General features: G+C 70.0%; 24 protein-coding genes. 4 read left to right on the top strand and 20 right to left on the bottom strand.

The annotated features are described in order from the left end of the window. Positions 1 to 169 precede the first annotated feature (169 nt). From IE258_RS24025 to IE258_RS23975, 11 genes are all read right to left on the bottom strand, one after another. Positions 170 to 3,022, bottom strand: coding sequence for a DEAD/DEAH box helicase (locus IE258_RS24025; protein WP_189746653.1), 2,853 nt, complete (start codon positions 3,020 to 3,022; stop codon positions 170 to 172). A 67-nt stretch (positions 3,023 to 3,089) separates the two neighbouring features. Then, a complete protein-coding gene (gene tatC, locus IE258_RS24020; RefSeq protein WP_159325384.1) occupies positions 3,090 to 4,040 on the bottom strand; it encodes a twin-arginine translocase subunit TatC in 951 nt (316 codons plus the stop codon). Positions 4,041 to 4,087: 47 nt separating this feature from the next. Continuing rightward, positions 4,088 to 4,375 (bottom strand): Sec-independent protein translocase subunit TatA, encoded by a 288-nt coding sequence (tatA, locus tag IE258_RS24015; protein WP_127894301.1) that lies wholly within the window; start codon positions 4,373 to 4,375, stop codon positions 4,088 to 4,090. Positions 4,376 to 4,679: 304 nt separating this feature from the next. Further along, entirely contained in the window at positions 4,680 to 4,874 is a 195-nt protein-coding gene (locus tag IE258_RS24010; protein ID WP_052837748.1) for a hypothetical protein, read from the bottom strand. Positions 4,875 to 4,884: 10 nt separating this feature from the next. Further along, a complete protein-coding gene (locus IE258_RS24005) occupies positions 4,885 to 5,187 on the bottom strand; it encodes a hypothetical protein (RefSeq protein ID WP_229892380.1) in 303 nt (100 codons plus the stop codon). After that, a complete protein-coding gene (locus IE258_RS24000) occupies positions 5,184 to 6,272 on the bottom strand; it encodes a helix-turn-helix transcriptional regulator (protein ID WP_189746651.1) in 1,089 nt (362 codons plus the stop codon). The genes IE258_RS24005 and IE258_RS24000 overlap by 4 nt, the downstream gene beginning before the upstream one ends. An 18-nt stretch (positions 6,273 to 6,290) precedes the next feature. Next, positions 6,291 to 7,244: a helix-turn-helix transcriptional regulator gene (locus IE258_RS23995; RefSeq protein WP_159325390.1), complete on the bottom strand. Its 954-nt coding sequence runs from the start codon at positions 7,242 to 7,244 to the stop codon at positions 6,291 to 6,293. Between the two features lie 137 nt (positions 7,245 to 7,381). Next, complete coding sequence (locus IE258_RS23990) at positions 7,382 to 7,753, bottom strand: FKBP-type peptidyl-prolyl cis-trans isomerase (protein ID WP_189746649.1); 372 nt, start codon at positions 7,751 to 7,753, stop codon at positions 7,382 to 7,384. A 58-nt stretch (positions 7,754 to 7,811) separates the two neighbouring features. Beyond that, on the bottom strand, positions 7,812 to 8,819 hold the full coding sequence (locus IE258_RS23985) for an FKBP-type peptidyl-prolyl cis-trans isomerase (protein WP_189746647.1): 1,008 nt from the start codon (positions 8,817 to 8,819) through the stop codon (positions 7,812 to 7,814). A gap of 195 nt (positions 8,820 to 9,014) precedes the next feature. Further along, entirely contained in the window at positions 9,015 to 10,376 is a 1,362-nt protein-coding gene (pafA, locus tag IE258_RS23980; protein ID WP_055416065.1) for a Pup--protein ligase, read from the bottom strand. A 9-nt stretch (positions 10,377 to 10,385) separates the two neighbouring features. Continuing rightward, positions 10,386 to 11,645 carry an MFS transporter gene (locus IE258_RS23975; RefSeq protein WP_189746644.1) on the bottom strand — a complete coding sequence of 420 codons (1,260 nt, stop codon included), beginning with the start codon at positions 11,643 to 11,645 and terminating at the stop codon, positions 10,386 to 10,388. Positions 11,646 to 11,750: 105 nt separating this feature from the next. On the opposite strand from IE258_RS23975, the gene IE258_RS23970 reads away from it, so the two are divergent. Further along, a complete protein-coding gene (locus IE258_RS23970; RefSeq protein ID WP_189746642.1) occupies positions 11,751 to 12,761 on the top strand; it encodes a LacI family DNA-binding transcriptional regulator in 1,011 nt (336 codons plus the stop codon). Between the two features lie 29 nt (positions 12,762 to 12,790). Here IE258_RS23970 and prcA read toward each other — a convergent pair whose 3' ends face one another. From prcA to arc, 6 genes are all read right to left on the bottom strand, one after another. Then, entirely contained in the window at positions 12,791 to 13,561 is a 771-nt protein-coding gene (gene prcA, locus IE258_RS23965) for a proteasome subunit alpha (RefSeq protein ID WP_189746639.1), read from the bottom strand. Positions 13,562 to 13,623: 62 nt separating this feature from the next. Further along, positions 13,624 to 14,469, bottom strand: a complete 846-nt coding sequence (prcB, locus tag IE258_RS23960) for a proteasome subunit beta (protein WP_159325400.1) — start codon at positions 14,467 to 14,469, stop codon at positions 13,624 to 13,626. Continuing rightward, positions 14,421 to 15,011, bottom strand: a complete 591-nt coding sequence (locus IE258_RS23955; protein ID WP_189746637.1) for an endonuclease VII domain-containing protein — start codon at positions 15,009 to 15,011, stop codon at positions 14,421 to 14,423. The genes prcB and IE258_RS23955 overlap by 49 nt, the downstream gene beginning before the upstream one ends. Positions 15,012 to 15,019: 8 nt before the next feature. Continuing rightward, positions 15,020 to 15,238, bottom strand: a complete 219-nt coding sequence (locus IE258_RS23950) for a ubiquitin-like protein Pup (RefSeq protein WP_053128307.1) — start codon at positions 15,236 to 15,238, stop codon at positions 15,020 to 15,022. 177 nt (positions 15,239 to 15,415) lie between these two features. Further along, complete coding sequence (dop, locus tag IE258_RS23945) at positions 15,416 to 16,927, bottom strand: depupylase/deamidase Dop (RefSeq protein ID WP_007447846.1); 1,512 nt, start codon at positions 16,925 to 16,927, stop codon at positions 15,416 to 15,418. A 232-nt stretch (positions 16,928 to 17,159) separates the two neighbouring features. Continuing rightward, complete coding sequence (arc, locus tag IE258_RS23940; protein WP_007447848.1) at positions 17,160 to 18,926, bottom strand: proteasome ATPase; 1,767 nt, start codon at positions 18,924 to 18,926, stop codon at positions 17,160 to 17,162. Between the two features lie 245 nt (positions 18,927 to 19,171). Between arc and IE258_RS23935 the strand changes: the two genes are divergently transcribed. After that, positions 19,172 to 19,477 (top strand): ferredoxin, encoded by a 306-nt coding sequence (locus IE258_RS23935; RefSeq protein ID WP_189746635.1) that lies wholly within the window; start codon positions 19,172 to 19,174, stop codon positions 19,475 to 19,477. Between the two features lie 92 nt (positions 19,478 to 19,569). On the opposite strand, the gene IE258_RS23930 is transcribed toward IE258_RS23935, so the two are convergent. The 3 genes from IE258_RS23930 to IE258_RS23920 form a co-directional block, all read right to left on the bottom strand. Continuing rightward, positions 19,570 to 20,160: a hypothetical protein gene (locus IE258_RS23930; RefSeq protein ID WP_189746633.1), complete on the bottom strand. Its 591-nt coding sequence runs from the start codon at positions 20,158 to 20,160 to the stop codon at positions 19,570 to 19,572. Between the two features lie 234 nt (positions 20,161 to 20,394). Then, positions 20,395 to 21,297, bottom strand: a complete 903-nt coding sequence (locus IE258_RS23925) for a tRNA (adenine-N1)-methyltransferase (protein ID WP_011027901.1) — start codon at positions 21,295 to 21,297, stop codon at positions 20,395 to 20,397. 128 nt (positions 21,298 to 21,425) lie between these two features. Continuing rightward, positions 21,426 to 23,036: a site-2 protease family protein gene (locus tag IE258_RS23920; RefSeq protein ID WP_189746631.1), complete on the bottom strand. Its 1,611-nt coding sequence runs from the start codon at positions 23,034 to 23,036 to the stop codon at positions 21,426 to 21,428. Positions 23,037 to 23,207: 171 nt separating this feature from the next. Here IE258_RS23920 and IE258_RS23915 point away from each other — a divergent pair, with 171 nt between their 5' ends. Together IE258_RS23915 and IE258_RS23910 are read left to right on the top strand one after the other, a co-directional pair. Then, positions 23,208 to 24,212 carry a RecB family exonuclease gene (locus tag IE258_RS23915; RefSeq protein WP_189746629.1) on the top strand — a complete coding sequence of 335 codons (1,005 nt, stop codon included), beginning with the start codon at positions 23,208 to 23,210 and terminating at the stop codon, positions 24,210 to 24,212. Positions 24,213 to 24,228: 16 nt separating this feature from the next. Next, a complete protein-coding gene (locus tag IE258_RS23910) occupies positions 24,229 to 24,900 on the top strand; it encodes a response regulator (protein ID WP_003977171.1) in 672 nt (223 codons plus the stop codon). Positions 24,901 to 24,966: the final 66 nt, after the last annotated feature.

Below are 24,966 nucleotides of genomic sequence, written 5' to 3'. Positions count from 1 at the left end.
TGGAGTATGGTCGGGCCCATTTGCACGATGAGGAGTCACTCGAACACATGGAGTAGCGCTCCATGGGCGTGCGAATATCACTCACCGTCATGAGGGAAACGGGCGCCGAGAGCCGATGAACGCGCGAAGGCCCGGCGGGAATCCCGCCGGGCCCTGCTGGATGTGGGCGTCAGCCCACGGACGAGTAGGCGACCACTCCGCGCAGCAGTTCGTCGACCGCCTTGCGCGCGTTCTTCGGGACGGTGGAGCCCGCGCCGGGCGCGGCGGCCGAGATCTGGCCGAGGACGTCGATGACCTGCTTGCACCAGCGCACGAAGTCGCCGGCCGGCATCTCCACCTCGCGCAGCACCTCGTCGAGGCCCTTGCCGGAGGCCCACATGTACGCCGCCCAGGCGAAGCCGAGGTCGGGCTCGCGCTGGCCGACGCCCTCGGTCTGGCTGATCCGGAAGTCCTCCTCCAGGGCGTCCAGGCGCCCCCAGATGCGGACCGTCTCGCCGAGCGCGGCCTTGGCCTTGCCCGAGGGCACCTTCGGGGCCATGGCGTCGTCGGCGGCCCGCGACTCGAAGACCAGCGCCGAGACGCAGGCGGCCAGCTCGGCCGGGGACAGCCCCTCCCAGACGCCTTCGCGCAGGCACTCGCTGGCGAGCAGGTCCAGCTCCCCGTAGAGCCGCGCCAGGCGTTTGCCGTGCTCGGTGACCTCGTCGCCGCGCAGGTAGTCCAGCTCGGTCAGCAGCGCGACGATCCGGTCGAAGGTGCGGGCGATGGTGTTGGTCCGGCCCTCGATCCGGCGTTCCAGCTGCGAGGTGTCGCGCAGCAGCCGGTGGTAGCGCTCGGCCCAGCGGGCGTGGTCCTCACGGTCGTCGCAACCGTGGCAGGGGTGGGCGCGGATCGCCTTGCGCAGCCGCGCGATCTCCCGGTCGTCGGCGGCCTGGGACCGCTTCTTGCGGGCCCGCTCCGGCGGGATGTGCCCGGCCTTGGTGCGCAGCGCGGAGGCCAGGTCGCGGCGGGACTGCGGCGAGCGCGCGTTGAAGGACTTGGGGATCCGCATCCGGTCCAGGGCCTCGACGGGCACCGGGAAGTCGATCGACGCCAGCCGCTTGACCTGCCGCTCGGCCGTCAGCACCAGCGGGCGGGGCCCGTCGTGGTGGTCGAAGCCGCGGTGCCCGTTGGACCGCCCGGCGGGCAGACCCGGGTCGAGGACCAGGGCGAGGCCCGCGTACTTGCCGGTCGGCACGTGGATGACGTCGCCCGGCTTCAGCTTCTCCAGCGCCACGGCGGCCTCGGCACGCCGCTGGTTGGCGCCCTGCCGGGCCAGCTCCTGCTCGCGGTCCTTCAGCTCGCGGCGCAGCCGGGCGTACTCGTCGAAGTCGCCGAGGTGGCAGGTCATGGAGGCCTTGTAGCCCTCCAGACCCTCCTCGTTGCGCTGCACCTGGCGGGAGATCCCGACGACCGACTTGTCCGCCTGGAACTGCGCGAACGACGTCTCCAGCAGCTCCCGCGAGCGGTGCCGGCCGAACTGCTCGACCAGGTTGACCGCCATGTTGTACGACGGCTTGAAGCTGGAGCGCAGCGGGTACGTGCGGGTGCCGGCCAGGCCCGCGAGGTGCTCGGGGTTCATGCCGCGCTGCCACAGCACCACGGCGTGGCCCTCGACGTCGATGCCGCGACGGCCGGCCCGGCCGGTGAGCTGGGTGAACTCGCCGGGGGTGATGTCGGCGTGCTGCTCGCCGTTCCACTTGACGAGCTTCTCGAGCACGACCGAGCGGGCGGGCATGTTGATGCCGAGGGCGAGGGTCTCGGTGGCGAAGACGGCCTTCACCAGACCGCGGACGAACAGCTCCTCGACGACCTCCTTGAAGGTGGGGAGCATGCCCGCGTGGTGGGCGGCGATGCCGCGCTCCAGTCCCTCCAGCCACTCGTAGTAGCCCAGGACGTGCAGGTCCTCGCGGGGGATGGACGCGGTGCGCTCCTCGACGAGGGCCCGCACCTGCTCCCGGGCGTCCTCGTCGTTGAGCCTGAGGCCCGCGTACAGGCACTGCTGGACGGCGGCCTCGCAGCCGGCCCGGCTGAAGATGAAGGTGATCGCGGGGAGCAGCCCCTCGGAGTCCAGCCGCTCGATGACCTCGGGCCGGCTCGGCGTCCACACCCGCGAGCGCTGTCTGCGCTCCCGCTCCCGGTCGGCCTCCTTCATGGCGCGGCCGCGCCTGCGGTCCTGATAGGAGGGGCGGCTCGCCTCCAGGCGCGCCATGCGCGTCAGGTCGGGGTTGACGGCCTTCTTGTGGCCATCCGCCTCCTCGAACAGGTCGAACATCCGGCGTCCGGCCAGCACGTGCTGGAACAGCGGCACGGGCCGGTGCTCGGAGACGATCACCTGGGTGTCGCCGCGCACGGTGTCCAGCCAGTCGCCGAACTCCTCCGCGTTCGACACGGTCGCCGAGAGTGACACCAGGGTCACGGACTCCGGCAGGTGGATGATCACTTCCTCCCAGACGGCGCCGCGGAACCGGTCGGAGAGGTAGTGCACCTCGTCCATGACCACGTGGCCGAGGCCGAGGAGGGTCTGCGAGCCGGCGTACAGCATGTTCCGCAGGACCTCGGTGGTCATCACGACCACGGGGGCGTCGGAGTTCACGCTGTTGTCGCCGGTGAGCAGGCCCACCCGGTCGGTGCCGTAGCGGCGGCACAGGTCGGCGTACTTCTGGTTCGACAGGGCCTTGATGGGCGTCGTGTAGAAGCACTTCCGGCCCCGCTGGAGGGCGAGGTGGACGGCGAACTCGCCGACGATCGTCTTGCCGGAGCCGGTGGGCGCGGCCACCAGCACGCCCTTGCCCGCCTCGAGCGCCTGACATGCCTCGATCTGGAAGGGGTCGAGGCCGAAGTCGTACATCTCGCGGAAGGAGGCGAGCGCGGTGGCCTGCTCGACAGCGCGCTGACGGGCTGCCGCGTACCGCTCGGCCGGTGAGAGATCCTCTGTCATCGTGCTTTCGAGCGTACCGGCCCGCACCGACAACCGGACGATCATTATCGGGATCGGCCGTGTGGGGGTTCCGTGGGGGCGGCGACGCGTGCCGTCACCGCCCCGGCGGTCCTCAGGTCACGTCGTCGTAGCCGTTGACCCGGTCCTTCGTGGCCTGCTCGGGCAGGGCACGGGCGGTGGTCACGGGCTCGACCTCGCCGATGTCCTCGGGGGTGAGGTCCAGGTCGGACGCCTCGTCGTCGTCGGGCTCCAGGGCCTCTCGGCGGGCCTTGCGGCGGTCGTTCAGCAGGGAGACGGTGACCGCGCCGAAGTACAGGACCCAGATCGGCCCGGCCAGCATGAGCATGGTCAGGGGGTCCGTGCTGGGCGTGGCGATCGCCGCGAACAGCGTGATCCCCATGATCATCGCGCGCCACCAGCCGAGCATCCGCTTGCCGGTCAGCACTCCGGTGAAGTTGAGCATCACCAGCAGCAGCGGCAGCTCGAAGGAGAGACCGAAGACGAGCACCATGCGCGTGACGAGGTCGAGCAGCTCGTCCAGCGGCAGCAGGTTGTCCACGTCGCTCGGCGTGAACTCGATCAGCACCTTCGCGGAGGTGGGCAGCACCGCGTAGGCGAAGTAGGCGCCGATGAGGAACAGCGGCGCGCCGGTGGCGACGAACGCGTAGGCGTACTTCTTCTCGCTGCGGTGCAGGCCCGGGGCGACGAACGCCCACAGCTGGTAGAGCCAGACCGGCGAGGCCAGCACCACACCGGCCGTCAGGGACACCTTCAGCGCCAGGGTGAACGGCCCGAGCAGACCGTTGATGGTGATCTGCGCGCACGGCTCCGAGCCGGCCTCCGCCTGGGCCAGCTCGCCGAACGACTTCTCACAGCCGACCGACTTGAGGATCGGCTCGGTGAGGATGTTGATGATCTCCTGGTAGAAGAAGGCAGCCACGACGGTGACGACGACGATGGCCAGCAGCGCCTTCGCGAGCCGGTTGCGGAGCTCACGAAGGTGCTCCGCGAGCGGCATCCGCCCCTCGGGATCCTTCTCCTTGTTGCGGGCAGACTTCAGCAACCCACGTTCCCATCTCGTGCGGCGGGCCGGAGGTCACCGGCCCTGCGTCAGCGCTTGGTCGTGTCCGTCGGCTCGGTGACCGGCCGGGAGCTGGTCACGTCGCCGGGGGCGGCCTGGATGGTGCGCTGCGCCGCGGACTGCTCGGGGCTCGGCGGGTCGGCGGGGGCGGCCTCGTCGGACTTGGCCTCGCTCTTCATGGCCTTGGCCTCGCTCTTGAGGATGCGCGCCGACTTGCCGAGCGACCGCGCCATGTCCGGAAGCTTCTTCGCGCCGAACAGCAGGATGATGACGACGAGGATGAGAATGATCTCGGGGGCGCCGAGCCTTCCGAACATAAGTCTTTACCTTCTCACCGAGGCGGCTGGGTGGGGATGCTGTCCGACCGGCCGGACATGTGTCCGATCGATCGTCTTGTGCAGCGATCGTAACGCTCAGGGGTGAACGTGAGGCAATCCCCGTGCGTACTCCCGTCCGCGACCGGGCCTCGTTTTTCCAGCCGCGACCAGCAGCGTACCGTCCGGGACCCGTGAGGTGACAGGGCGAAGTGTCCCAAAACGTAACTCGAACCGGCCCGTCGGCGCGTCGACGGGACACCGCTGCGGGGTTCACCGGGTCACGGGGCGCGACGGGTTCACGGCGTCACAAGGCGTCCACGGCACGGGCGGCGCTCTCCGTCGCGCGCTCCAGGTCTTCCGCGGCCCGGCTGATCCGGCGGGCCGAGTCCGTCACCTGCCGGCCGAGGCGCTCCGCCTCGACGAACACCTTCACGGCGAACACCGCGAGGACGGCAAGACCCAGGAAACCCACGGCAACCGCGAACATCGGCCAGAACATGACGTCGAGACTAGACCGTCGAGTGCAGCCGCAGGGTCCTGACCCCGCCGCCGGTGAGCAGCTCCACGACCCGCTCCCCCGCCGGCTTGCGCACGGCCGAACCGCACTCGGGGCAGGTGAACGAGTAGAAGGTGGTGCGGCTCGTGGCGCCGATGGCCAGGCGCAGGGCGCTCGCGGCGAGTTCGAAACGGCCCCGGCAGTCCGGGCAGCCCGCCTTGAACACGACCGGTGACACACGTCTCATGCCGGCGAACGCGGTCGCCGCCGTCATACCCGGCCCGGCCGGCCCGGACGGTCCAAGGGGGTCGCTCACAGTGCTCGCTCCTGCCTGTCGTGCTGCCCGTCGACCGCCCCGGCACCCGGGCGCGCCCCACTCCCGGTGACCGTCTCGGCCCCGCCCCGCGTCCCCGCCGCCTCCATCCCGTCGTACGCGGCCAGAGCCTCGCGGGCGGCCTGCCGGGCGCTGTCGGCGAGCGCGGACGGCGAGACGATCCGGCCGTCCCGCCCGAGCCGCAGCGCCAGCCGCCGCAGGGAGGCGGGGTCCGGGGTGCGCAGGGTGATACGCAGGCCACCGTCGGGAAGTTCATCCGCGCTGTCGTGCGGGTAGTACTCGGCGACCCAGCGACCGCCGGGACCGACCTCCACGACGACCTCGGGGTCCTCCGCGGCGGGCTGCACCAGCCCCTCCGACAGGTCCCGCAGCTCCACCTCCGGCGGTGCGGAGGGCTCGTCCAGGATCCGGATCTCGGCCACCCGGTCGAGCCGGAAGGTGCGCCGCGCCTCGGAGCGGCGGCACCATGCCTCCACGTACGTGTGCCCGACACTGACCAGCCGGATGGGATCGATCTCCCGCTCGGTGACCTCGTCGCGGGCCGGCGAGTAGTAGCGGATCCACAGCCGGCGGCGCTCCGAGATGGCCCGGTCGACGTCGGCGAAGACACCGCCCTCGGACTCGAAGGTGACGGACAGGCGCGAGCTGGCACCGGCGGCCTCACCGGCCGAGGTCTCCACCTTCGCGGTCGCCCGCAGCAGCGCCTGCCGGTCGCTCTCGCGCAGCCCCGGCAGGGTCGCCACCGCCCGGGCGGCGACCAGCAGCGCGGTCGCCTCGTCGGCGGCCAGCCGCAGCGGCTCGGCGGCGTCCGCGCCGAGAGCGGCCGGATTGTGCCACCAGATGCGCTCGCCGTCGGTGTCGATGTCCAGCAGATCCCCGCCGCGGAAGCTCGTGCCGCACATCGGGAGCACGTCGAGGTCGGAGACCAGCTCGTCCTCGGTGATGCCGAAGGCACGCGCGACGTCCTCGACGCGGGCACCGGGGCGCTCGCGCAGATACGTCACCAGGGACAGCATCCGCCGGGTCTGGTCGATGGCGTTCACGGGCCTGACCGGTTTGCCTGCCACAGTGTTGTCCGCTCCCCCTCAGCCCTTGGCGACGGCACGCAGCCGGTCCACCACGTCCGCACGCAACTCCGCGGGCTCCAGCACCACCACGTCCGGCCCGAACTCCACCAGCCAGGCGTCCAGGCCGTGCCCGTACGGAATCTCCAACTCGTCCCAGCCGTCACCGAGTTCCCGCACCCCCGTGGCCTTCGCCCGAAGGGGGTAGCCCGCACCCGTACGCAGCCGGATCAGCGCCGAGCGGTCGGCGGTCTCCCCCGCCCAGCTCGCGACCGTCTCCCGGACCGTGACGACGTCCGGCACCGGCGCGGTGAAGCGCGAGCCGCGCGAGCGCACCTTCCCGGTGATCCGCGACAGCCGGAACACCCGCTCGGCACCCCGGTCGCGGTCGAAGCCCGCCAGATACCAGTGGCCGCGCCAGCACTCCAGCGCCCACGGCTCCACGTGCCGGGGCTCGGGCTGGGCGGCGTTGGCCTTGCGGTAGTCGAAGACGACCGGCCTGCGGTCGCGGCAGGCCAGCATCAGCGGCTCGAACGCGGCCTCGTGCACCGGAATGCGGGGCTCCAGCGCACTGTGCGGCTCGTACGGGTCGACGTCCTCGGGCAGACCGGCCGCCCGCAGCTTCTGCAGCGCGCCGCTCGCGGCGCCGGCGAGCCGGGCCTGCTGCCACACCTTCGCGGCCAGCCCGAGCGCGGCCGCCTCCTCGGCGTCCAGGGTGATGGGCGGCAGCCGGTTGCTGTCCCGGCGGGCCAGGTAGCCGATCTCACCGTCGAGGCTCTCCACGGTCTCGATGACCAGTCCGAGTTCGCGCAGGTCGTCCTTGTCCCGCTCGAACATGCGGTTGAAGGAGTCGTCGGAGCCCGCTTCGAGGTATGCCTCGACCGACTCGCGCAGCTCACGCTTGCTGAGCGGCCGCCGTGTCCCGAGCAGACACAGCGCCAGGTTCATCAGCCGCTCGGCCTTGGCAATGGCCATCGACGCCCTTCTCCCTATGGTGCTTACGACGGATGACCGTACCGCCCCGCGGTGGCGTGGCAAAAGCCGAGGGCCCATGCCCGGACAGGCATGGACCCCAGGTGACCGGCTCCGATCGCCGGCCGCTCGGACTTCGATCAGACTCCGAGCAGATCGACCACGAAGATCAGCGTCGAGCCGGGCGGGATCGCGGGGGACGGGCTCTGGTTGCCGTACGCGAGGTGTGCGGGGATGGTCAGCTGGCGACGGCCGCCGACCTTCATGCCCTGCACGCCCTGGTCCCAGCCCGCGATGACGCGGCCGCCACCGAGCGGGAAGCGGAACGGCGCACCGCGGTTCCAGCTGGCGTCGAACTCCTCGCCCGTGCTGAAGGTCACGCCCACGTAGTGGACGGTCACGGTCTGACCGGCCTCGGCAACCGGGCCGTCGCCCTCCCAGATGTCCTTGATCTCAAGGTCCGCCGGGGGCTCGCCGCCCGGGAAGTCGACCTCGGGCTTGTCGATGCTCACGTGTTCAGCTCCTGCTTGTCTGCGGAAAGGCAACGGCCAAGTCTTACATCCCCGGGCGTCACATCTTCGCGAGGATGTCCACGGAGAAGACCAGCGTGGAGTCCTTCTCGATGCCGCTGCCCTCCGGCGGGCTGTCGCCGTACCCCAGGTCCGGCGGGATGACGATGAGGACGCGGCTGCCGACCTTCTTGCCCGTCAGACCCTGCGCCCAGCCCTTGACGACCTGCTGCAGCGAGAACGACGTCAGCTGCTTCCTGGCGTACGTGGAGTCGAACTCCTTGCCGCCGTCCCACAGCACACCCTTGTACTGCACGAGCACACTGTCCTGCGCGCCGACCTCGGCGCCGTCGCCCTCCAGGACGTACTCCGCGGCGAGCTTCTTCGGCGCGTCGGCCTTCGGCACCTCGATGGACGGTGCCTTGCCGTCGGTGTTGGTGCCGACCTTCGGCAGGGCGGCGTCGTCCTGCGCGACCTTCTTGCCGTCGGCACTGCTCTTCGCGTTGAACGTGTCCTGGACGTCGACCACGAACACCAGCGTGTCGTCGCCCTTGATGCCCGCCTGCTCGTTGCCCTGCTCCCCGTACCCCCAGGTCGGCGGCACCGAGAACTGGACGCGGCTGCCGGTCTTCTTGCCGGTGAGCGCGTACCGCCAGCCGTCGATGATGCTGCCCTGGGCGAGCTGGATGACCAAGGGGGTCTTGCGGTCGTAGGAGTTGTCGAAGACCTTCGCGCTCTGCCAGACCTGACCGAGGTAGTTCGCCGAGATGAAGTCGTTCTCCGCGACGGCCTTGCCGCCGCCCGCGACGACCGTCTTGACCGCGAGGTCCTTGGAGGGCTCACCGCTGCCCTTGGCGACGGTCGGCTTCTCGTCGAACTTCGTCCCCGCCGTGATCGCCGGCAGCGGACCGTCCACGATCTTCGGCGGCGGCGCGGCCGAGGTGGCCGACGCGTCGGGCGACGGGCTCTCGCTCGCGTTGCTCGATGAGCCTGAGTCGTCGCTGTCACCGCAGGCGGCGAGCGTGGCCAGTCCCGCGGGGACGGCGATGAGGAGTGAGCGTCGGCGCACGGTGGGGGCCTCGTATCGGTATCGGGTCGGTCCTGTTGGCTGGCGTGCGCGCAACTCTACGGCGTGAGAAGGGCACCGCACGGCTAACGTACGGTGCCCGTGTGGCGTTCCGCCCTTTCGCGCGGAGACGCTTCTCTCACCCGTCCGGTCCCATACCGCCCGGATCACACCCGGATCACACCAGCAGCTCCCGGATCACATGCCGGCGATCAGCTTCTCCACCCGGTCGTCCACCGAGCGGAACGGGTCCTTGCACAACACGGTGCGCTGCGCCTGGTCGTTGAGCTTGAGGTGGACCCAGTCGACGGTGAAGTCCCGGCGCTGCTCCTGGGCCCGCCGGATGAAGTCGCCGCGCAGCCGGGCCCGAGTGGTCTGCGGCGGAACGGACTTGCCCTCGAAGATCTTCAAGTCGTTGGCGACCCGGGCCGCCTGGCCCTTCTTCTCGAGCAGGTAGTACAGACCACGACGCCGGTGGATGTCGTGGTAGGCGAGGTCTATCTGCGCGACCCGCGGGTGCGACATGGTCATGTTGTGCTTGGCCCGGTACCGCTCCAGCAGCTTGTACTTCATGACCCAGTCGATCTCGGTGTCGATGCGGTCGAGGTCCTCGGCCTCGATCGCGTCCAGCGTGCGGCCCCACAGCTCCAGCACCCGCTCCACGGTGCCCGTGCGGATGCCCCGGCGCTCGCAGAAGTCCACGGCCTTCTCGTAGTACTCCCGCTGCACCTCCAGCGCCGACGCCTCCCGGCCGCTGGCCAGGCGCACCTTGCGGCGACCGGTGATGTCGTGGCTGACCTCGCGGATCGCCCGGATCGGGTTCTCCAGGGTCAGGTCACGCATCACGGTGCCCGCCTCGATCATGCGCAGCACCAGGTCGGTGGCGCCGACCTTGAGCAGCATGGTCGTCTCGGACATGTTCGAGTCGCCCACGATGACGTGCAGACGCCGGTAGCGCTCCGCGTCGGCGTGCGGCTCGTCGCGCGTGTTGATGATGGGCCGGGACCGGGTCGTCGCCGAGGAGACGCCCTCCCAGATGTGCTCGGCCCGCTGACTGACGCAGTACACGGCACCGCGCGGCGTCTGCAGCACCTTGCCCGCACCGCACAGCAACTGCCTCGTCACCAGGAACGGAATGAGGATGTCCGCGAGCCGCGAGAACTCCCCGTGCCGGGCCACGAGGTAATTCTCGTGGCAGCCGTAGGAGTTGCCGGCGGAGTCGGTGTTGTTCTTGAAGAGGTAGACGTCGCCCGCGATTCCCTCCTCGTGCAGGCGTCGTTCGGCGTCCACCAGGAGTCCTTCGAGAATGCGCTCGCCCGCCTTGTCGTGGGTGACGAGCTCGATCACGTTGTCACATTCGGGTGTCGCGTACTCCGGATGCGATCCCACGTCGAGATAAAGGCGGGCACCGTTGCGCAGAAAGACATTGCTGCTGCGGCCCCATGACACGACACGGCGGAAGAGGTACCGCGCCACCTCGTCAGGCGACAGGCGGCGCTGTCCCCTGAACGTGCACGTGACGCCGTACTCGTTCTCCAGCCCGAAAATGCGGCGGTCCATGACTGAACATTACGCCTGATGACCCGAACTGAAACGGGGTTCGACGGCACGGTTTGGATCATTTTCCGATGAAGCCGCAACCACCGCCCCCCGCGCGGGAGCTGCGAGGACCCGCCCCGTGCACGCCAGTACGAGCAGCGAGACGAAACCCGCCGCCCCCGGCACCGCGAAGCCCCACAGCGCCCCACCGTGCTCCACGACGGGCCCCGCCAGACCCGTCCCCACCGAAGCGCCCACGGTGAACGTCGTCACCAGCCACGAGAACGCCTCCGTCACCGTCCCCCGCGGCGCGTGCACGTCGACGAGGACGAACGCACACGCGATGCACGGCGCCAGGAACACACCCGCGAGGACCGTCAGCAGCACCATGGGCACCGCGCCCGGCATCAGCATCAACGGCAGGTAGCAGACCGCCAGCAGGGCCACCAGCAGCCGCAGCCGCCGCGCCGGCTCACCGGCCCACCGCCGCGCACCGTAGACCGCTCCCCCGACCAGCGCACCCAGCCCCAGCGCGGCCATCAGCCACCCGTACACCGCGTCACCGCCGTGCTCGTCGGCGTACGGCACCGAGGCCACCGTGATCGACCCGAGCGCCATCCCGATGAACAGGAAGGCACCCAGCAGCGCCAGCAGCCCGCCCGAACGCAGAGCACCCAGCCAGTGCGCCTCCCGGGGCGCCGACCGCCACGCCCGCGAGGGCGGCGACACGACCACCGACAGCGCGCCCAGCACACCGACACCGTTCAGCACGAGCAACGCCGCCTGCGGCGACCACAGCGACACGCACACCGTCACCAGCAGCGGCCCGACGGTGAACATGACCTCCTGCGCCACGGCGTCCATCGCGTACGCCGTGTGCACCTGGTCCTCCTTGCCCAGCACACTGGGCCACAGCGCCCGCAGACCGCCCTCCAGCGGCGGCGTGAACAACCCCGCCGCCCCCACCGCCACATACGCCAGGACGGCCGCGCCGGTGCCCGCGAACGCGAACACGGCCATCGCCAGCGCCGACAGCACCGCGGCCGGCAACTGCACCCGCGGCTGCCCGTGCAGGTCCACCAGCCGCCCCAGCACCGGCTGCCCCAAGGCGTTCGCGACGCCGTACACGGCCGCCAGCACCCCCGCGAGGCTGTACGAACCGCCCTCGGCCCGCACGAACAGCACGATCGCGATCGCCGCGGTCGCGTTCGGCAACCGCCCGACCAGCGTGCCGACGAGCAGCCGCACGGCATGCCGCGCCCGGAGGATGTCCAGATACCCGGCGACCACGACCCGCCTCCTATGTCCGCGCTCCAGCAAGTTTTACGTATAACTTCCGTCGTCATACGTACCATGTCGCCAGTTCCGCAGTCCAGACGAAAGCGCAGGCGAACGGTGGCACGAGGCAGCACCCGCCCCACGAGCCGGGACGTCGCCCAGGCCGCCGGCGTCTCCCAGGCAGCCGTCTCCCTGGTCCTCGGCGACAAATGGCGCGGCCGTGTGTCGGCACCCACGGCCCAGCGAGTCCGCGACGCCGCGCAGGAACTCGGCTACCGCCCCAACCTCGCCGCACGCAACCTGCGCCTCGGCCGCACCCGCACCGTCCTGCTGGTCGTCCCTGCCCTCACCACGGAGTTCTTCGCGGAGGTGTACACCGGCGCCGCACGAGTCGCCGCCGCACACGGCTTCGGCGTCGTCCTCTACCCCTCACCCGAAGGCGTGGGACCCGCCCGCGACCCCTTCGCCTCCGCCCAGGCCGCACTCGACGGCGTCATCGCCTCCTCCATGGCCGCCGACGCCCTCACCGCCATTCGGGGCGACCAACTGCCCCTCGTCATGCTCGACAGCGACCCGGAAGGCAGCCTGGGCACCGCCACCGTCAACCTCGACATCGCCGACGGCATCCGCCAGGTCACCGAGCACCTGCTGGCCCTGGGCCACCGCAGCTTCCTCCACCTCGCAGCCGACATCCCCTCCTGGACCTTCGAGGTACGCGCCCGCGAACTGGCCTCGCGACTCGACGCCGCCCCCGGCACCGAACTGCGCACGATCCGGGCACCCATCTCGATCGAGGGCGCCCTACGGGCAACCGAGGCCGCCCTCGCCGCGCCCGGACCCCGGCCCACCGCACTGGTCTGCGACGACGACAAACTGGCGGCCGGCGCCTACAAGGCCATCCGCCGCGCCGGACTCCGCGTCCCCGACGACCTCTCCGTCACCGGCCTCGACGACCTCGGCCTCGCCACCGCCATCGACCCCGAACTCACCACCGTCCGCCTCGACGCGGAAGCTTTCGGCGAACGGGGCATGCGCGCACTGCTGGCGGTACTGGAAGGCAGGCCCCCCGAGAAGGGGGACCTGCCGGTCAGCCTGGTGGTACGGGGATCTACGGCCCCGCCGCGATGAGGTGAGGTGAAGCGAGGTGCGGCGGGCGCCTACTCCTCGTCCGACCCGGAGTCGGTCTCGGTCTCGGCCGCGCTCTCGCTCTCCGCCGACGCCGCGCCCGCGCCGGAATCCAGCAGCCGCGACAGCTGGCCGCCCACAATGCGCTTGAACTTGCGCTGCTGCGGCCGCGTCCGGTCCAGCACCGCGACCTCCAGCCGCTCCGCCGGAATCTCCCGCTCACTGCCGTTGGTGTCGCGGGACAGCGCCTGCACCGCCAGCTTCAGCGCCTCGGCCAGCGTCATGCCGTCCCGGTGCCGCTGATCCAGATACCCGCTGATCTGCTCCGCGTTGCCCCCGACCGCCACCGAACCGTGCTCGTCGACGATCGAACCGTCGTGCGGCAACCGGTAGATCTGGTCACTGTCGGGACTGTCACCGACCTCGGCGACGACCAGCTCCACCTCGTACGGCTTCTCGGCCTGGCTGGAGAAAATCGTGCCCAGCGTCTGCGCGTACACGTTCGCCAGACCCCGCGCCGTCACGTCGTCACGGTCATAGGTGTAACCCCGCAGATCGGCATAGCGCACCCCGCCGATCCGCAGGTTCTCGTACTCGTTGTACTTGCCGGCGGCCGCGAAGCCGATCCGGTCGTAGATCTCACTGAACTTGTGCAGCGCACGGGACGGATTCTCACCGACGAACACGATGCCGTCGGCATACTGCAGCACCACCAGGCTGCGACCACGCGCGATGCCCTTGCGGGCGTACTCCGCCCGGTCCGCCATCGCCTGCTGAGGAGATACATAGAACGGCGTCGACACCGGTTATCCGTCCCTTCCTGTCGAAATCACTGGACCACCTGACAACGAAGACCCGCGCCCCGCTACAGCAGCGCGGCCCGCGGACCGTCGGGCTGCTCCAGCCGGGCCTGCAGCACCGAGCCGGCCAGCTCCGCGGCCTCGTCCTCACCGAGCCGGCGGAAACCGTCCTCGGTGATCACAGTGATGATCGGATAGATCCGGCGGGCGACATCGGGACCACCGGTCGCCGAGTCGTCGTCAGCCGCGTCGTACAGCGCCTGCACCACGAGCGTCGTGGCCTGCTCCTCGGTCAGGTCGTCACGGAACAGCTTCTTCATCGCACCGCGCGCGAAGACCGACCCCGAACCCGTGGTCGCGTAGTTCCGCTCCTCGGACCGGCCACCCGTCACGTCGTACGAGAAGATGCGACCCCGGCCCCGGTCCACGTCGTAACCGGCGAACAGCGGCACCACGGCCAGACCCTGCATCGCCATGCCCAGGTTGGACCGGATCATCGTCGACAGGCGGTTCGCCTTGCCCTCCAGGGACAGCTGCGCGCCCTCGACCTTCTCGAAGTGCTCCAGCTCCAGCTGGAACAGCTTCACCATCTCCACCGCCAGGCCGGCCGTACCGGCGATGCCCACCGCCGAGTACTCGTCGGCCGGGAAGACCTTCTCGATGTCCCGCTGGGCGATCATGTTGCCCATGGTGGCCCGCCGGTCACCGGCGAGCACGACACCGCCGGGGAACGTGACCGCCACGATCGTGGTGCCGTGCGGTGCCTCGATGACGCCCTGCACCGGCGGCAGCTGCCGGTTGCCCGGGAGCATCTCCGGCTGGTGCTCCCCGAGGAAGTCCATGAAAGAGGAGGACCCGGGCGTCAGGAAGGCAGCTGGTAGACGCCCGGTGCTACGAGTGTTGGCTTCCACGCGATTCCTTCCACGTAAGCGGCAGCCCGCCTTATGGCATCGGGCCGGTCCTTGAACTGCCCCAGCGCAGCGTTGCAGCTGAAGCACAGTACGCCACGGACCCTACCCGTCTCGCGGCAGTGATCCACATGCTCGGCCCGAGCCGTGAGGCAGATACAACAGACCCCCTGCTGTTCGGCGATCATCGCATCCAACTCAGCAGGAGCGAGGCCATACTTGCGCTTGAAGTAGCCAGTGCGGTTCCGCTCGGCACGACACTCGGGGCAGTAGCTGGCCCAGCCGTCCGAGGACGACCTGTTCCGCTCCCAATCGGAGTGCGGCTTCACCTCTTCGCACTGTGGACAGCGCTTGTGTCCCCTCGGAACCGGGACTTTGACGCGAACAGCCTTGCCCCGAGCCTCCTGCCTACGCCTGTGGTACTCGGCGGCGCACTCACGGCAGTTGGTCTGACGCCCGTCGGGCCGCGACCGATTGCTCGCGAATGCGCCGGCCGGAAGCACTCTCTGGCACGTCGAGCACTTCTTCGAACCCGGATCGTTCATATAGCGGACTACTGTCCACCCTTTTGAACAAACGATCGAACGAAATCCTCTGCGTTCTCTTCCAAGACATCGTCGATCTCGTCCAGGACGGAGTCCACGTCGTCGTTCAGCTTTTCCTGGCGTTCCTTGAGGTCCTCCGATGCCTGCGCGTCCTGCGCCTGCTCCTCGACCTCCTCGGTGGACCGCGTGGCCTTCTGCTGCCCGCCGCCGGTGTCCTTGGTCGCCATAACCCTCACCCCGCTCGGTTCGCCCGACACAGTTGCTCGGTCAAGATCAGACCCTACAAGTCTGGTCCGACATCGGCCCCGCACTTCTCCAACGTACGGGGACCATCTCCATGGTTCCCGGACCCGGTGTATTCCACCCTGTCCGGCTGTCTACTCCCCTGTGCCCGCTCGGGCCGCTCACCCGCCGGACAGGACCCTGACCAGGTCGTCCGCGGTGCGGCAGCGGTCCAGGAGTTCCTTGACGTGATTACGCGTTCCGCGAAGCGGTTCCAGGGTTGGGACCCGCTGGAGCGAGTCCCGGCCCGGCAGATCGAAGATCACCGAGTCCCAGGAGGCCGCCGCGACGTCGTCGGCGTACTGCTCGAGGCAGCGCCCGCGGAAGTAGGCCCTGGTGTCCTCGGGCGGCTTCGTACGGGCCCGCTCGACCTCGTTCTCGTCCAGCAGGCGCTTGATGCGGCCGCGGTCCACCAGACGGTTGTAGAGGCCCTTGTCGGGCCGTACGTCGGCGTACTGGAGGTCGACGAGGTGCAGCCGGGCGGCGTCCCAGTCGACGTTGTCGCGGCGGCGGTAGCCCTCCATGAGTTCCCGCTTGGCGACCCAGTCCAGTTCGCCCGCGAGGCTCATCGGGTCGTTCTCGAGCCGGTTGAGGGTGTCCTCCCAGCGGCCGAGGACGTCCTTGGTCTGGTCGTCCGCGTCGGCACCGTACCGCTCCTCCACGTATTTGCGGGCCAGCTCGTAGTACTCCATCTGGAGCTGTACGGCGGTCAGTGTGCGGCCGCTGCGCAGCGTGACGAGGTGTTTGAGCGTGGGGTCGTGCGAGACCTGGTGGAGGGTGCGTACGGGCTGGTCGACGGCCAGGTCGACGGCGATGAAGCCGTCTTCGATCATGGACAGGACCAGGGCCGTGGTGCCCAGTTTGAGGTAGGTGGAGATCTCGGACAGGTTCGCGTCGCCGATGATCACGTGCAGACGGCGCCATTTCTCGGCGTCCGCGTGGGGTTCGTCGCGGGTGTTGATGATGGGGCGTTTGAGTGTCGTCTCCAGGCCGACCTCGACTTCGAAGTAGTCGGCGCGCTGGCTGAGCTGGAAGCCGTGTTCGTGGCCGTCCTGGCCGATGCCGACGCGGCCGGCGCCGGTGAAGACCTGGCGGGAGACGAAGAAGGGTGTCAGGTGGCGCACGATGTCCGAGAAGGCGGTTTCGCGCTTCATCAGGTAGTTCTCGTGCGTGCCGTAGGAGGCGCCCTTGTTGTCGGTGTTGTTCTTGTAGAGGTGGATGGGCTGGGCGCCGGGGAGCTGGGCGGCGCGTTCGGCGGCTTCGGCCATGATGCGTTCGCCGGCCTTGTCCCAGAGGACGGCGTCGCGGGGGTTGGTGACTTCCGGAGCGCTGTATTCGGGGTGGGCGTGGTCGACGTAGAGCCGTGCTCCGTTGGTGAGGATGACGTTGGCGAGGCCGATGTCCTCGTCGGTGAGCTGGCTGTTGTCGGCGTTTTCGCGGGCGAGGTCGAAGCCTCGCGCGTCCCGGAGCGGGTTCTCCTCCTCGAAGTCCCAGCGGGCCCGGCGGGCCCGGTGCATCGCCGCCGCGTAGGCGTTGACGATCTGGGACGAGGTGAGCATGGCATTGGCGTTGGGGTGGCCGGGGACGGAGATTCCGTACTCCGTCTCGATGCCCATTACTCGCCGTACGGTCATGCGGCCCTCCTTGCCCGGCAGCGCCCGTAGTGGGTGCTGCTCAAGTACCGCTGGCGCTCCGATGCGTGTGCGGTGCCCGTCCCCGCACTGCGCGACTCGGCGGTATGGAAGAGCCTAGAACGCCTTTGCGCTGGCGGGGAGATCATTTGCGTCATTGCCTTGCTCCAGCCGGGGCTCCGGAAAACAGTCGGCTGCGGGTACCCACTGTGGGGACCCGCAGCCGCCCCGCCTTTTACAGGTACTGACCGGTGTTTGCCACCGTGTCGATGGAGCGTCCGGTGTCCGCGCCCTGCTTTCCGGTGACGAGCGTACGGATGTACACGATCCGTTCGCCCTTCTTTCCGGAGATGCGGGCCCAGTCGTCGGGGTTGGTGGTGTTGGGCAGGTCCTCGTTCTCCTTGAACTCGTCCACGCATGCCTGGAGGAGGTGGGAGACGCGGAGGCCCTTCTGGTTCTTGTCGAGGAAGTCCTTGATCGCCATTTTCTTGGCGCGGCCCACGATGTTCTCGATCATGGCGCCGGAATTGAAGTCCTTGAAATAGAGGACTTCCTTGTCGCCGTTGGCGTAGGTGACTTCCAGGAAGCGGTTCTCCTCGGATTCGGCGTACATCTGTTCCACTGCCGTCTGGATCATGCTGGAGACGGTGGCCGCCTTGTCCTTCTCGTGCTCCGCGAGGTCGTCGGAGTGGAGGGGGAGGCGTTCGGTGAGGTACTTGCCGAAGATGTCCTTGGCCGCTTCGGCGTCCGGACGTTCGATCTTGATCTTCACGTCGAGCCGGCCGGGTCGCAGGATGGCGGGGTCGATCATGTCCTCGCGGTTGGAGGCGCCGATGACGACCACGTTCTGCAAACCTTCCACGCCGTCGATCTCGGCGAGGAGCTGCGGGACGATGGTGTTCTCCACGTCCGAGCTGACGCCGGAGCCGCGGGTGCGGAAGAGGGATTCCATCTCGTCGAAGAAGACGATGACGGGGGTGCCCTCGCTGGCCTTCTCGCGGGCCCGCTGGAAGACCAGGCGGATCTGGCGCTCGGTCTCGCCGACGTACTTGTTGAGCAGCTCGGGGCCCTTGATGTTGAGGAAGAAGCTCTTGCCTGCGGCTTGGCCGGTGACCTCGGCGACCTTCTTGGCCAGCGAGTTGGCGACGGCCTTGGCGATGAGCGTCTTGCCGCATCCGGGGGGCCCGTAGAGCAGGACGCCCTTGGGCGGACGCAGCTCGTGCTCCCGGAACAGGTCGGGGTAGAGGTAGGGGAGCTCGACCGCGTCGCGGATCATCTCGATCTGTCCGCCGAGGCCGCCGATCTGCTCGTAGCCGATGTCGGGGACCTCTTCGAGGACGAGTTCCTCGACCTCGCTCTTGGGGACGACCTCGTAGACGTAGCCGGAGCGGGGTTCGAGCAGGAGGGCGTCGCCGGGGCGGATGGTGAGGCCGCGCAGGGGTTCGGCGAGCCGTACCACCCGTTCCTCGTCGGTGTGGCCGAGTACCAGGGCGCGCTCGCCGTCCTCGAGGATCTCCTTGAGGGTGACGATGTCGCCGACGCTCTCGTACTCCATGGCCTCGACCACGTTGAGTGCTTCGTTGAGCATCACTTCCTGGCCGCGTCGGAGCTCGTCGAGCTCGACGCTCGGGCTGACGTTCACCCGGAGTTTGCGGCCGCCGGTGAAGATGTCGGCGGTGCCGTCCTCGTTGGCCTGCAGGAAGACGCCGAAGCCGGCGGGCGGCTGGGCCAGCCGGTCGACTTCTTCCTTGAGGGCCACGATCTGGTCGCGGGCCTCGCGGAGTGTGCCGGCGAGTCGCTCGTTCTGGGCGGACACGCCGGCCAGGTTGGTCTGCAGTTCGACGATCCGCTCTTCGAGAATTCTCGTGTGTCGCGGAGATTCGGCGAGCTTGCGTCGCAGGACGGCGATCTCCTGCTCAAGGTAGGCCACCTGCCCGGCCGGGTCCTCGGACCCGCGTCCCGGGCGGATGCCGCGGTTCATGTCGTCGTCGTGGGCTGCCACGGTCCTCACCTCCTCCAAGGGGAGCTGGACGCTTCCAGACCCTACCTGGGTGGGTGTCGATTGAAACCCCTAGATCACAAAGACTGTCGGGGTGTGTCCGATCTTCACCCTTGCGCTCTCCCTCACGCCAGGGGAATACCCACGGAACGTGAGAGGAACCCAGGCGGGGGTAGGGTCGAAGTGTTCAACACCCGTCAGAGCTGGCCGGATTCCCGAACGGCTCGGCGCAGGAAACGGCAGGAGAGATGAGCGTGCAGCAGGAGGCCGGGGTCGGTGGCGAGGCTCTGGAGGTCTGGATCGACCAGGACCTGTGTACCGGCGACGGCATCTGTGCCCAGTACGCGCCCGAGGTGTTCGAGCTGGACATCGACGGTCTGGCCTATGTGAAGGGCGCGGACGACGAGCTGCTGCAGGCCCCGGGGGCGGCAACGCCCGTGCCGTTGACGCTTCTCACGGATGTGGTCGACTCCGTGAAGGAGTGTCCGGGCGAGTGCATCCACGTGCGTCGCGTTTCGGACAGGGCCGAGGTCTACGGTCCGGACTCAGAGTGACCAAAATGTGACTCACCGCGTACGCTCCGTGACTACTGTCTGGTGTGTCACACCGGTTGTCGCGGCGGTGGCGGTGGCGGTGGCGGTGGCGGTCACACGGTGCGTGCGTGCGACGGCGTGTCGCTGACGAACGCGCCGTTCTTCCATCGCCACTTCACGTCGTCGGTGACGTCGGGGCAGCAACTGGGCACGTCGGCCGACGAGTAGCCGAGCAGGGTGGCGCGGACGACGCCGTCGCGCACGGAGAGCTCGGTGGCCGTGCGGCGCTCCTCGGGGTTCACGAGGGTGGCCACGACGCGGGGCCTGCCGCCGTCGTTGCTCCGCGTGACGACGTACACGCCGTCGGGTGGTGTGCCCATGGGCGCGTCGCAGTGCACGACGGCCACCGTTTCGGGCCGGCCGTCGCCGTCGAGGTCGCCGGATGCCTTCTTCTGCACCACGGCCTTGACGGGGCCGCATTCCAGGGGGAAGGCCACGGTGGCCGGATCGGGCGGCGTGCCGTGGGCCGGCGCGCTCTTCGGGGCGGGGGTCGCGGCCTTGTCGGCGCTCTGGGCGGCCGTCGCGGCGTCGGGCTGGAGGACGGAGGACAGGGCGACCACTCCGGCGACGGCCGTGGCGGTGGCGACCCAGTGGATCGGCCGGGTGTGCGTGTGCGAGAGGTCCGGAACGGCGGGGTGCTGCACGAGGAGTGTCTCCTGTGAGGGCTGTGCCGGTGGGGGTGGCCAGCATCGTGCCACACGTCACAGTGCGGGGGAACGGCGGGGTGGGTACTCGTTCCGATTCCCGTGCGGGCGCGTGTCCCGTCGGGTGGTGGCCGTCGTGCGGCGCCGTCAACGCGTCGACGCCGTGGTGGAGTTCCCGGAGGGCCCGGGAACTCCACCACGGCGTCTGTACGTTGTACGCGGCACGGGGCCGCCTCAGCGGCCGGAGCCTCCGCCTGCGTTGGGACCGTCGTAGTCCTCGCCGTAGGCGCCCTTGGCGGGGCGGCGGCGGCGCATGGGCGGCTCGACGCCGTCGGCGAGGCGCCGGGCGGTGAGCAGGAAGCCGGTGTGGCCGATCATCCGGTGGTCGGGGCGGACGGCGAGGCCTTCCACGTGCCAGTTGCGGATCATCGTCTCCCAGGAGGTCGGCTCGTTGAAGCAGCCGATCTCGCGGATGGACTCGACGGTCCGGGCGAGCTGGGTGGTGGTCGCGACGTAGCAGCACAGGATGCCGCCGGGCACGAGGGCCTTCTTGACGACGTCCAGGCACTCCCACGGGGCGAGCATGTCCAGGATGACGCGGTCGACGTCGGTGTCGGACAGGTTGTCCTGGAGGTCGCCGACGGTGAGCTGCCAGGCGGGGTGCGGGCCGCCGAAGTAGCGCTGCACGTTCTGCTGGGCGATCTCGGCGAAGTCCTCGCGGCGCTCGTAGGAGTGCAGCATGCCCTGGTCGCCGATGGCGCGCAGCAGGAAGCTGCTGAGGGAGCCGGAGCCCACGCCGGCCTCCACGACGCGTGCGCCGGGGAAGATGTCGGCGAAGGCGAGGATCTGGCCCGCGTCCTTCGGGTAGACGACTGCTGCCCCGCGGGGCATGGACAGGACGTAGTCGGGGAGCAGGGGGCGCAGCGCGAGGTAGGCGACGTTCCCGGTGGTGCGGACAACGCTGCCCTCGGGAGCACCGATCAGTTCGTCGTGGGGGAAGGAACCCTTGTGGGTGTGGAAGTTCTTCCCGGCCTCGAGCGTGAACGTGTAGTGGCGGCCCTTGGGGTCGGTCAGCTGAACCTGGTCCCCGACCGTGAAGGGCCCGCGCCTGCGGGCGGCACCGGTCGGTTCGGACATGTGACCAGCCTACCGGTTCCCTGCCGGGGGCTTGACCAGCGTAGGCGGATGCTTGTCGCGGTGCGTGCGAACGGGCGCGGGCCGTACGGGGTCGCTCGCGCAGTCCCCCGCGCCCCTTGGGGGCGCGTTCAGCTGGGCCTTGCCATGGCCTTGACGAAGGCGCGCTCGACGTCGGCCGCGGACAGGACGCCGTAGATCTCGCCGGTCTCCTCGACGACGAGGTATTCGGTGGCCGGGTTGGCGCGCAGGGCGTCCAGGAGTTCCTCGCCGGACAGTTCCGCGGAGACGCGCATGCCGTCGGTGAGGTCCTGGGCGAGGGTGCTGACCGGTACCCAGGGGCGGCGGTGCTCGGGTACGCCGACGATGGCGGCCTCGCGGACCAGTGAGGCGGGGGTGCCGTCGGCGTCGACGACGACGAGGGCGCGGGCTCCGGAGGCGTTGGCGCGGCGCAGGGCCTCGGAGAGGGGGGTGTCGGCCTGGACGGGGACGGCGCGCCGGGTGAGGGCGCGGGCGCGCAGCTCGGGGAGGTGTTCGCGCAGGCGGGCCATGCGGAGGCTGTTTCCGGCGCCGGTCCAGATGATCGCGGCGAGGATCGCGGCGAGCAGGGCGTCCATGACGGTGTCCATGCCGACGTCGTCCGCGGCGTCGCTGCCGAGTGACTGGGTGAGCAGCGGCAGGCCGATCAGTACGGCGATGGCGAGGGCGCGGCCGACCCAGGCGGCGGCGATCGTTCCGCTCATGGGTTTGCCGGTGAGCTTCCAGACGACGGCGCGGAGCATGCGGCCGCCGTCGAGGGGGAGGCCGGGCAGCAGGTTGAAGGCGGCCACGATGAGGTTGGAGACCATCAGGCCGGCCAGCAGCACGCCGGGGACGCTGTCGGGCTCGACGGGCAGCAGGGCGGCGTAGAAGACGCCGGAGAGGACGAGGGAGAGCAGGGGGCCGACGAAGGCCAGCACGAATTCGCGGCCGGGGGTCTCGGCTTCCTTCTCGATCTCGGAGACGCCGCCGAAGAACTGGAGCTGGATGCGGCGGACGGGGAGTTTGAAGCGGAGGGCGGCGACGGTGTGGGCGAGCTCGTGGACGAGGACGGAGGCGTAGAAGGCGATGGCGAAGAAGAGGGAGACCAGGTAGCGGGCGGCCCCCAGCTCGGGCAGTACGCGGTCGAGCTGGCCGCCGAAGACCCAGGTGATCAGGACGGCGACCAGGAACCAGCTGGGGGCGACGTACACGGGCACGCCGAAGGGCCGGCCCATCAGCAGCCCGCCTCCGGGTTCCGGTCGGCGCTGCGGCGGCCGTCCCGGCCCGCCCGTGCCGGCGGTGTGGGCCTCGGTGCGGTGGCGCGGGGCGTCGGTGCCGGCGTGGTGAGCGGCGTGCCGGGGGCCGGCGGCCGGTTCGCGGGGCTCGGCGGGTCCCTGGGGGGCGGAGGGTTCCGTGGTAGTGGTGCCGGAGGGTTCAGTGGGGGCGGAGGGGTCCGAGGGGGCCGGGGCACGCCAGATGTCCGACGGCGGCTTCGGCCGGGCGTCCTTGTCGCTCTCGCCATCGGTGCTCGGGTTCGGCTTCCCGGTCGGGGCGGCCCGGCCCGGTTCGTCGGGTGTGGCGGGGGGTCGGCCGGAGGTCTCCCCCGGTCCGCGCTCCGCGGGGCCGGTGGGGTCGGCGGCCGGGGCCGTGGGATGTGCCCGGGGCTCGGCCGGCTCGTCGTTGCCGGACCGCGGCTGCCCGCTCCCGCCGCTCACGTCCACGGTGTCCCCTCGTTCGAAGCGTCTCCCGCCTGCGGACGGGAGGGTCTCGTGTCGATGGTATGCGTCCGTCGCCTTCCGTTCCGCTCCGGCACCCCTCTGCTTCCCTTCCGTCACACGGGTCACGCCTGCGGGCTGGGTCGTTGTCAGTGGCCGGCCGTATGGTCTGTGGACATGGAGACGAGTACCGAGGACGTCGCGGAGGACGCGGGCGGGTCCGCCCGGCCGGCGGCGGTGGTGGACCAGCCGGAGACGGCCGTGGAGCCGGGCGCCCCGGCGGCGGAGACGGTAGCCGCGGCCGCCGCGCCCGCCGTCGCCGCGCCCTCGGTGATACCGCCCACCTCGCTCTCGCCCTCCCGGGCAGGCGACTTCATGCAGTGCCCGCTGCTGTACCGGTTCCGGGTGATCGACCGGCTGCCGGAGAAGCCCAGCGAGGCGGCGACCCGGGGCACCCTGGTGCACGCGGTGCTGGAACGGCTCTTCGACGCCCCGGCGGCCGAGCGCACCGCGCCCAGGGCGAAGGCGCTGGTCCCCGGTCAGTGGGACCGGCTGCGGGAGAGCAGGCCGGAGGTCGGTGAGCTGTTCGCGGACGATCCGGAGGGCGAGCGGCTGGCGCAGTGGCTGTCCGAGGCGGAGCGGCTCGTCGAGCGCTGGTTCACCCTGGAGGACCCGAGCCGGCTGGAGCCCGCCGAGCGGGAGCTGTTCGTCGAGGCCGAGCTGGACTCCGGGCTGCGGCTGCGCGGCATCATCGACCGCGTCGACGTGGCCCCCACCGGCGAGGTGCGGATCGTCGACTACAAGACGGGCAAGGCACCCCGGCCGCAGTACGCGGAGGGCGCGCTGTTCCAGATGAAGTTCTACGCGCTGGTGGTGTGGCGGCTCAAGAAGGTCGTCCCGCGGCGGCTGCAGCTGGTCTATCTCGGCAGCGGCGACGTGCTCACGTACGACCCGGTCCTGGCCGACCTGGAGCGGGTCGAGCGCAAGCTGCTGGCCCTGTGGGAGGCGATCCGGCTGGCGACCGAGACGGGTGACTGGCGGCCGCGTCCCACCAAGCTGTGCGGCTGGTGCGACCACCAGGCGCACTGTCCGGAGTTCGGCGGCACTCCCCCGCCCTACCCGCTGCCGGTGAGGGCGGCCGACTCCGGCGCCGTCGCGCAGGGCAGAATGGGGCCGGACTAGCGAGAAGGAGACTTACGTGGCCATCCGCGTCCTACTGGTCGACGACCAGCCGCTGCTGCGCACGGGCTTCCGGATGATTCTGGAGGCGGAGCAGGACCTCGCGGTCGTCGGCGAGGCCGGAGACGGCCTCCAGGCGCTCGACCAGGTGCGGGCGTTGCAGCCCGACGTGGTGCTGATGGACATCCGCATGCCGCGGATGGACGGTGTGGAGGCGACCCGGCAGATCACCGGGCCCGAGCGGGACGGCCCGGCGAAGGTGCTGGTGCTGACCACCTTCGATCTGGACGAGTACGTGGTCGAGGCGCTGAAGGCGGGCGCCAGCGGCTTCCTGCTCAAGGACGCCCCGGCCAACGAGCTGGTGCAGGCGATCCGCGTGGTGGCGAACGGCGAGGCGATGCTCGCGCCGAGCATCACCCGGCGGCTGCTCGACAAGTACGCCACGCACCTGCCCTCCGGTGACGAGCCGGTGCCGGACACCCTGCATACGCTCACGGACCGTGAGGTGGAGGTGTTGAAGCTGGTGGCCCGCGGGCTGTCCAACGCGGAGATCGCCGCGGACCTGTTCGTCAGCGAGACCACCGTCAAGACCCATGTGGGGCATGTGCTGACCAAGCTGGGCCTGCGGGACCGGGTGCAGGCCGCGGTGTACGCCTACGAGAGCGGTCTGGTGCGTCCCGGCGCGCAGTAGCCAACGCGAAGGGCGCCCTCTTCCGGACGGGAAGAGGGCGCCCTTCGGGCTTGTCCGGGGCCGACG

This window comes from Streptomyces tendae (genome assembly GCF_014650435.1).
In the GTDB taxonomy this organism is placed as follows: Bacteria; Actinomycetota; Actinomycetes; order Streptomycetales; family Streptomycetaceae; genus Streptomyces; species Streptomyces tendae.
This window is presented reverse-complemented; position numbering and strand designations above follow the sequence as displayed.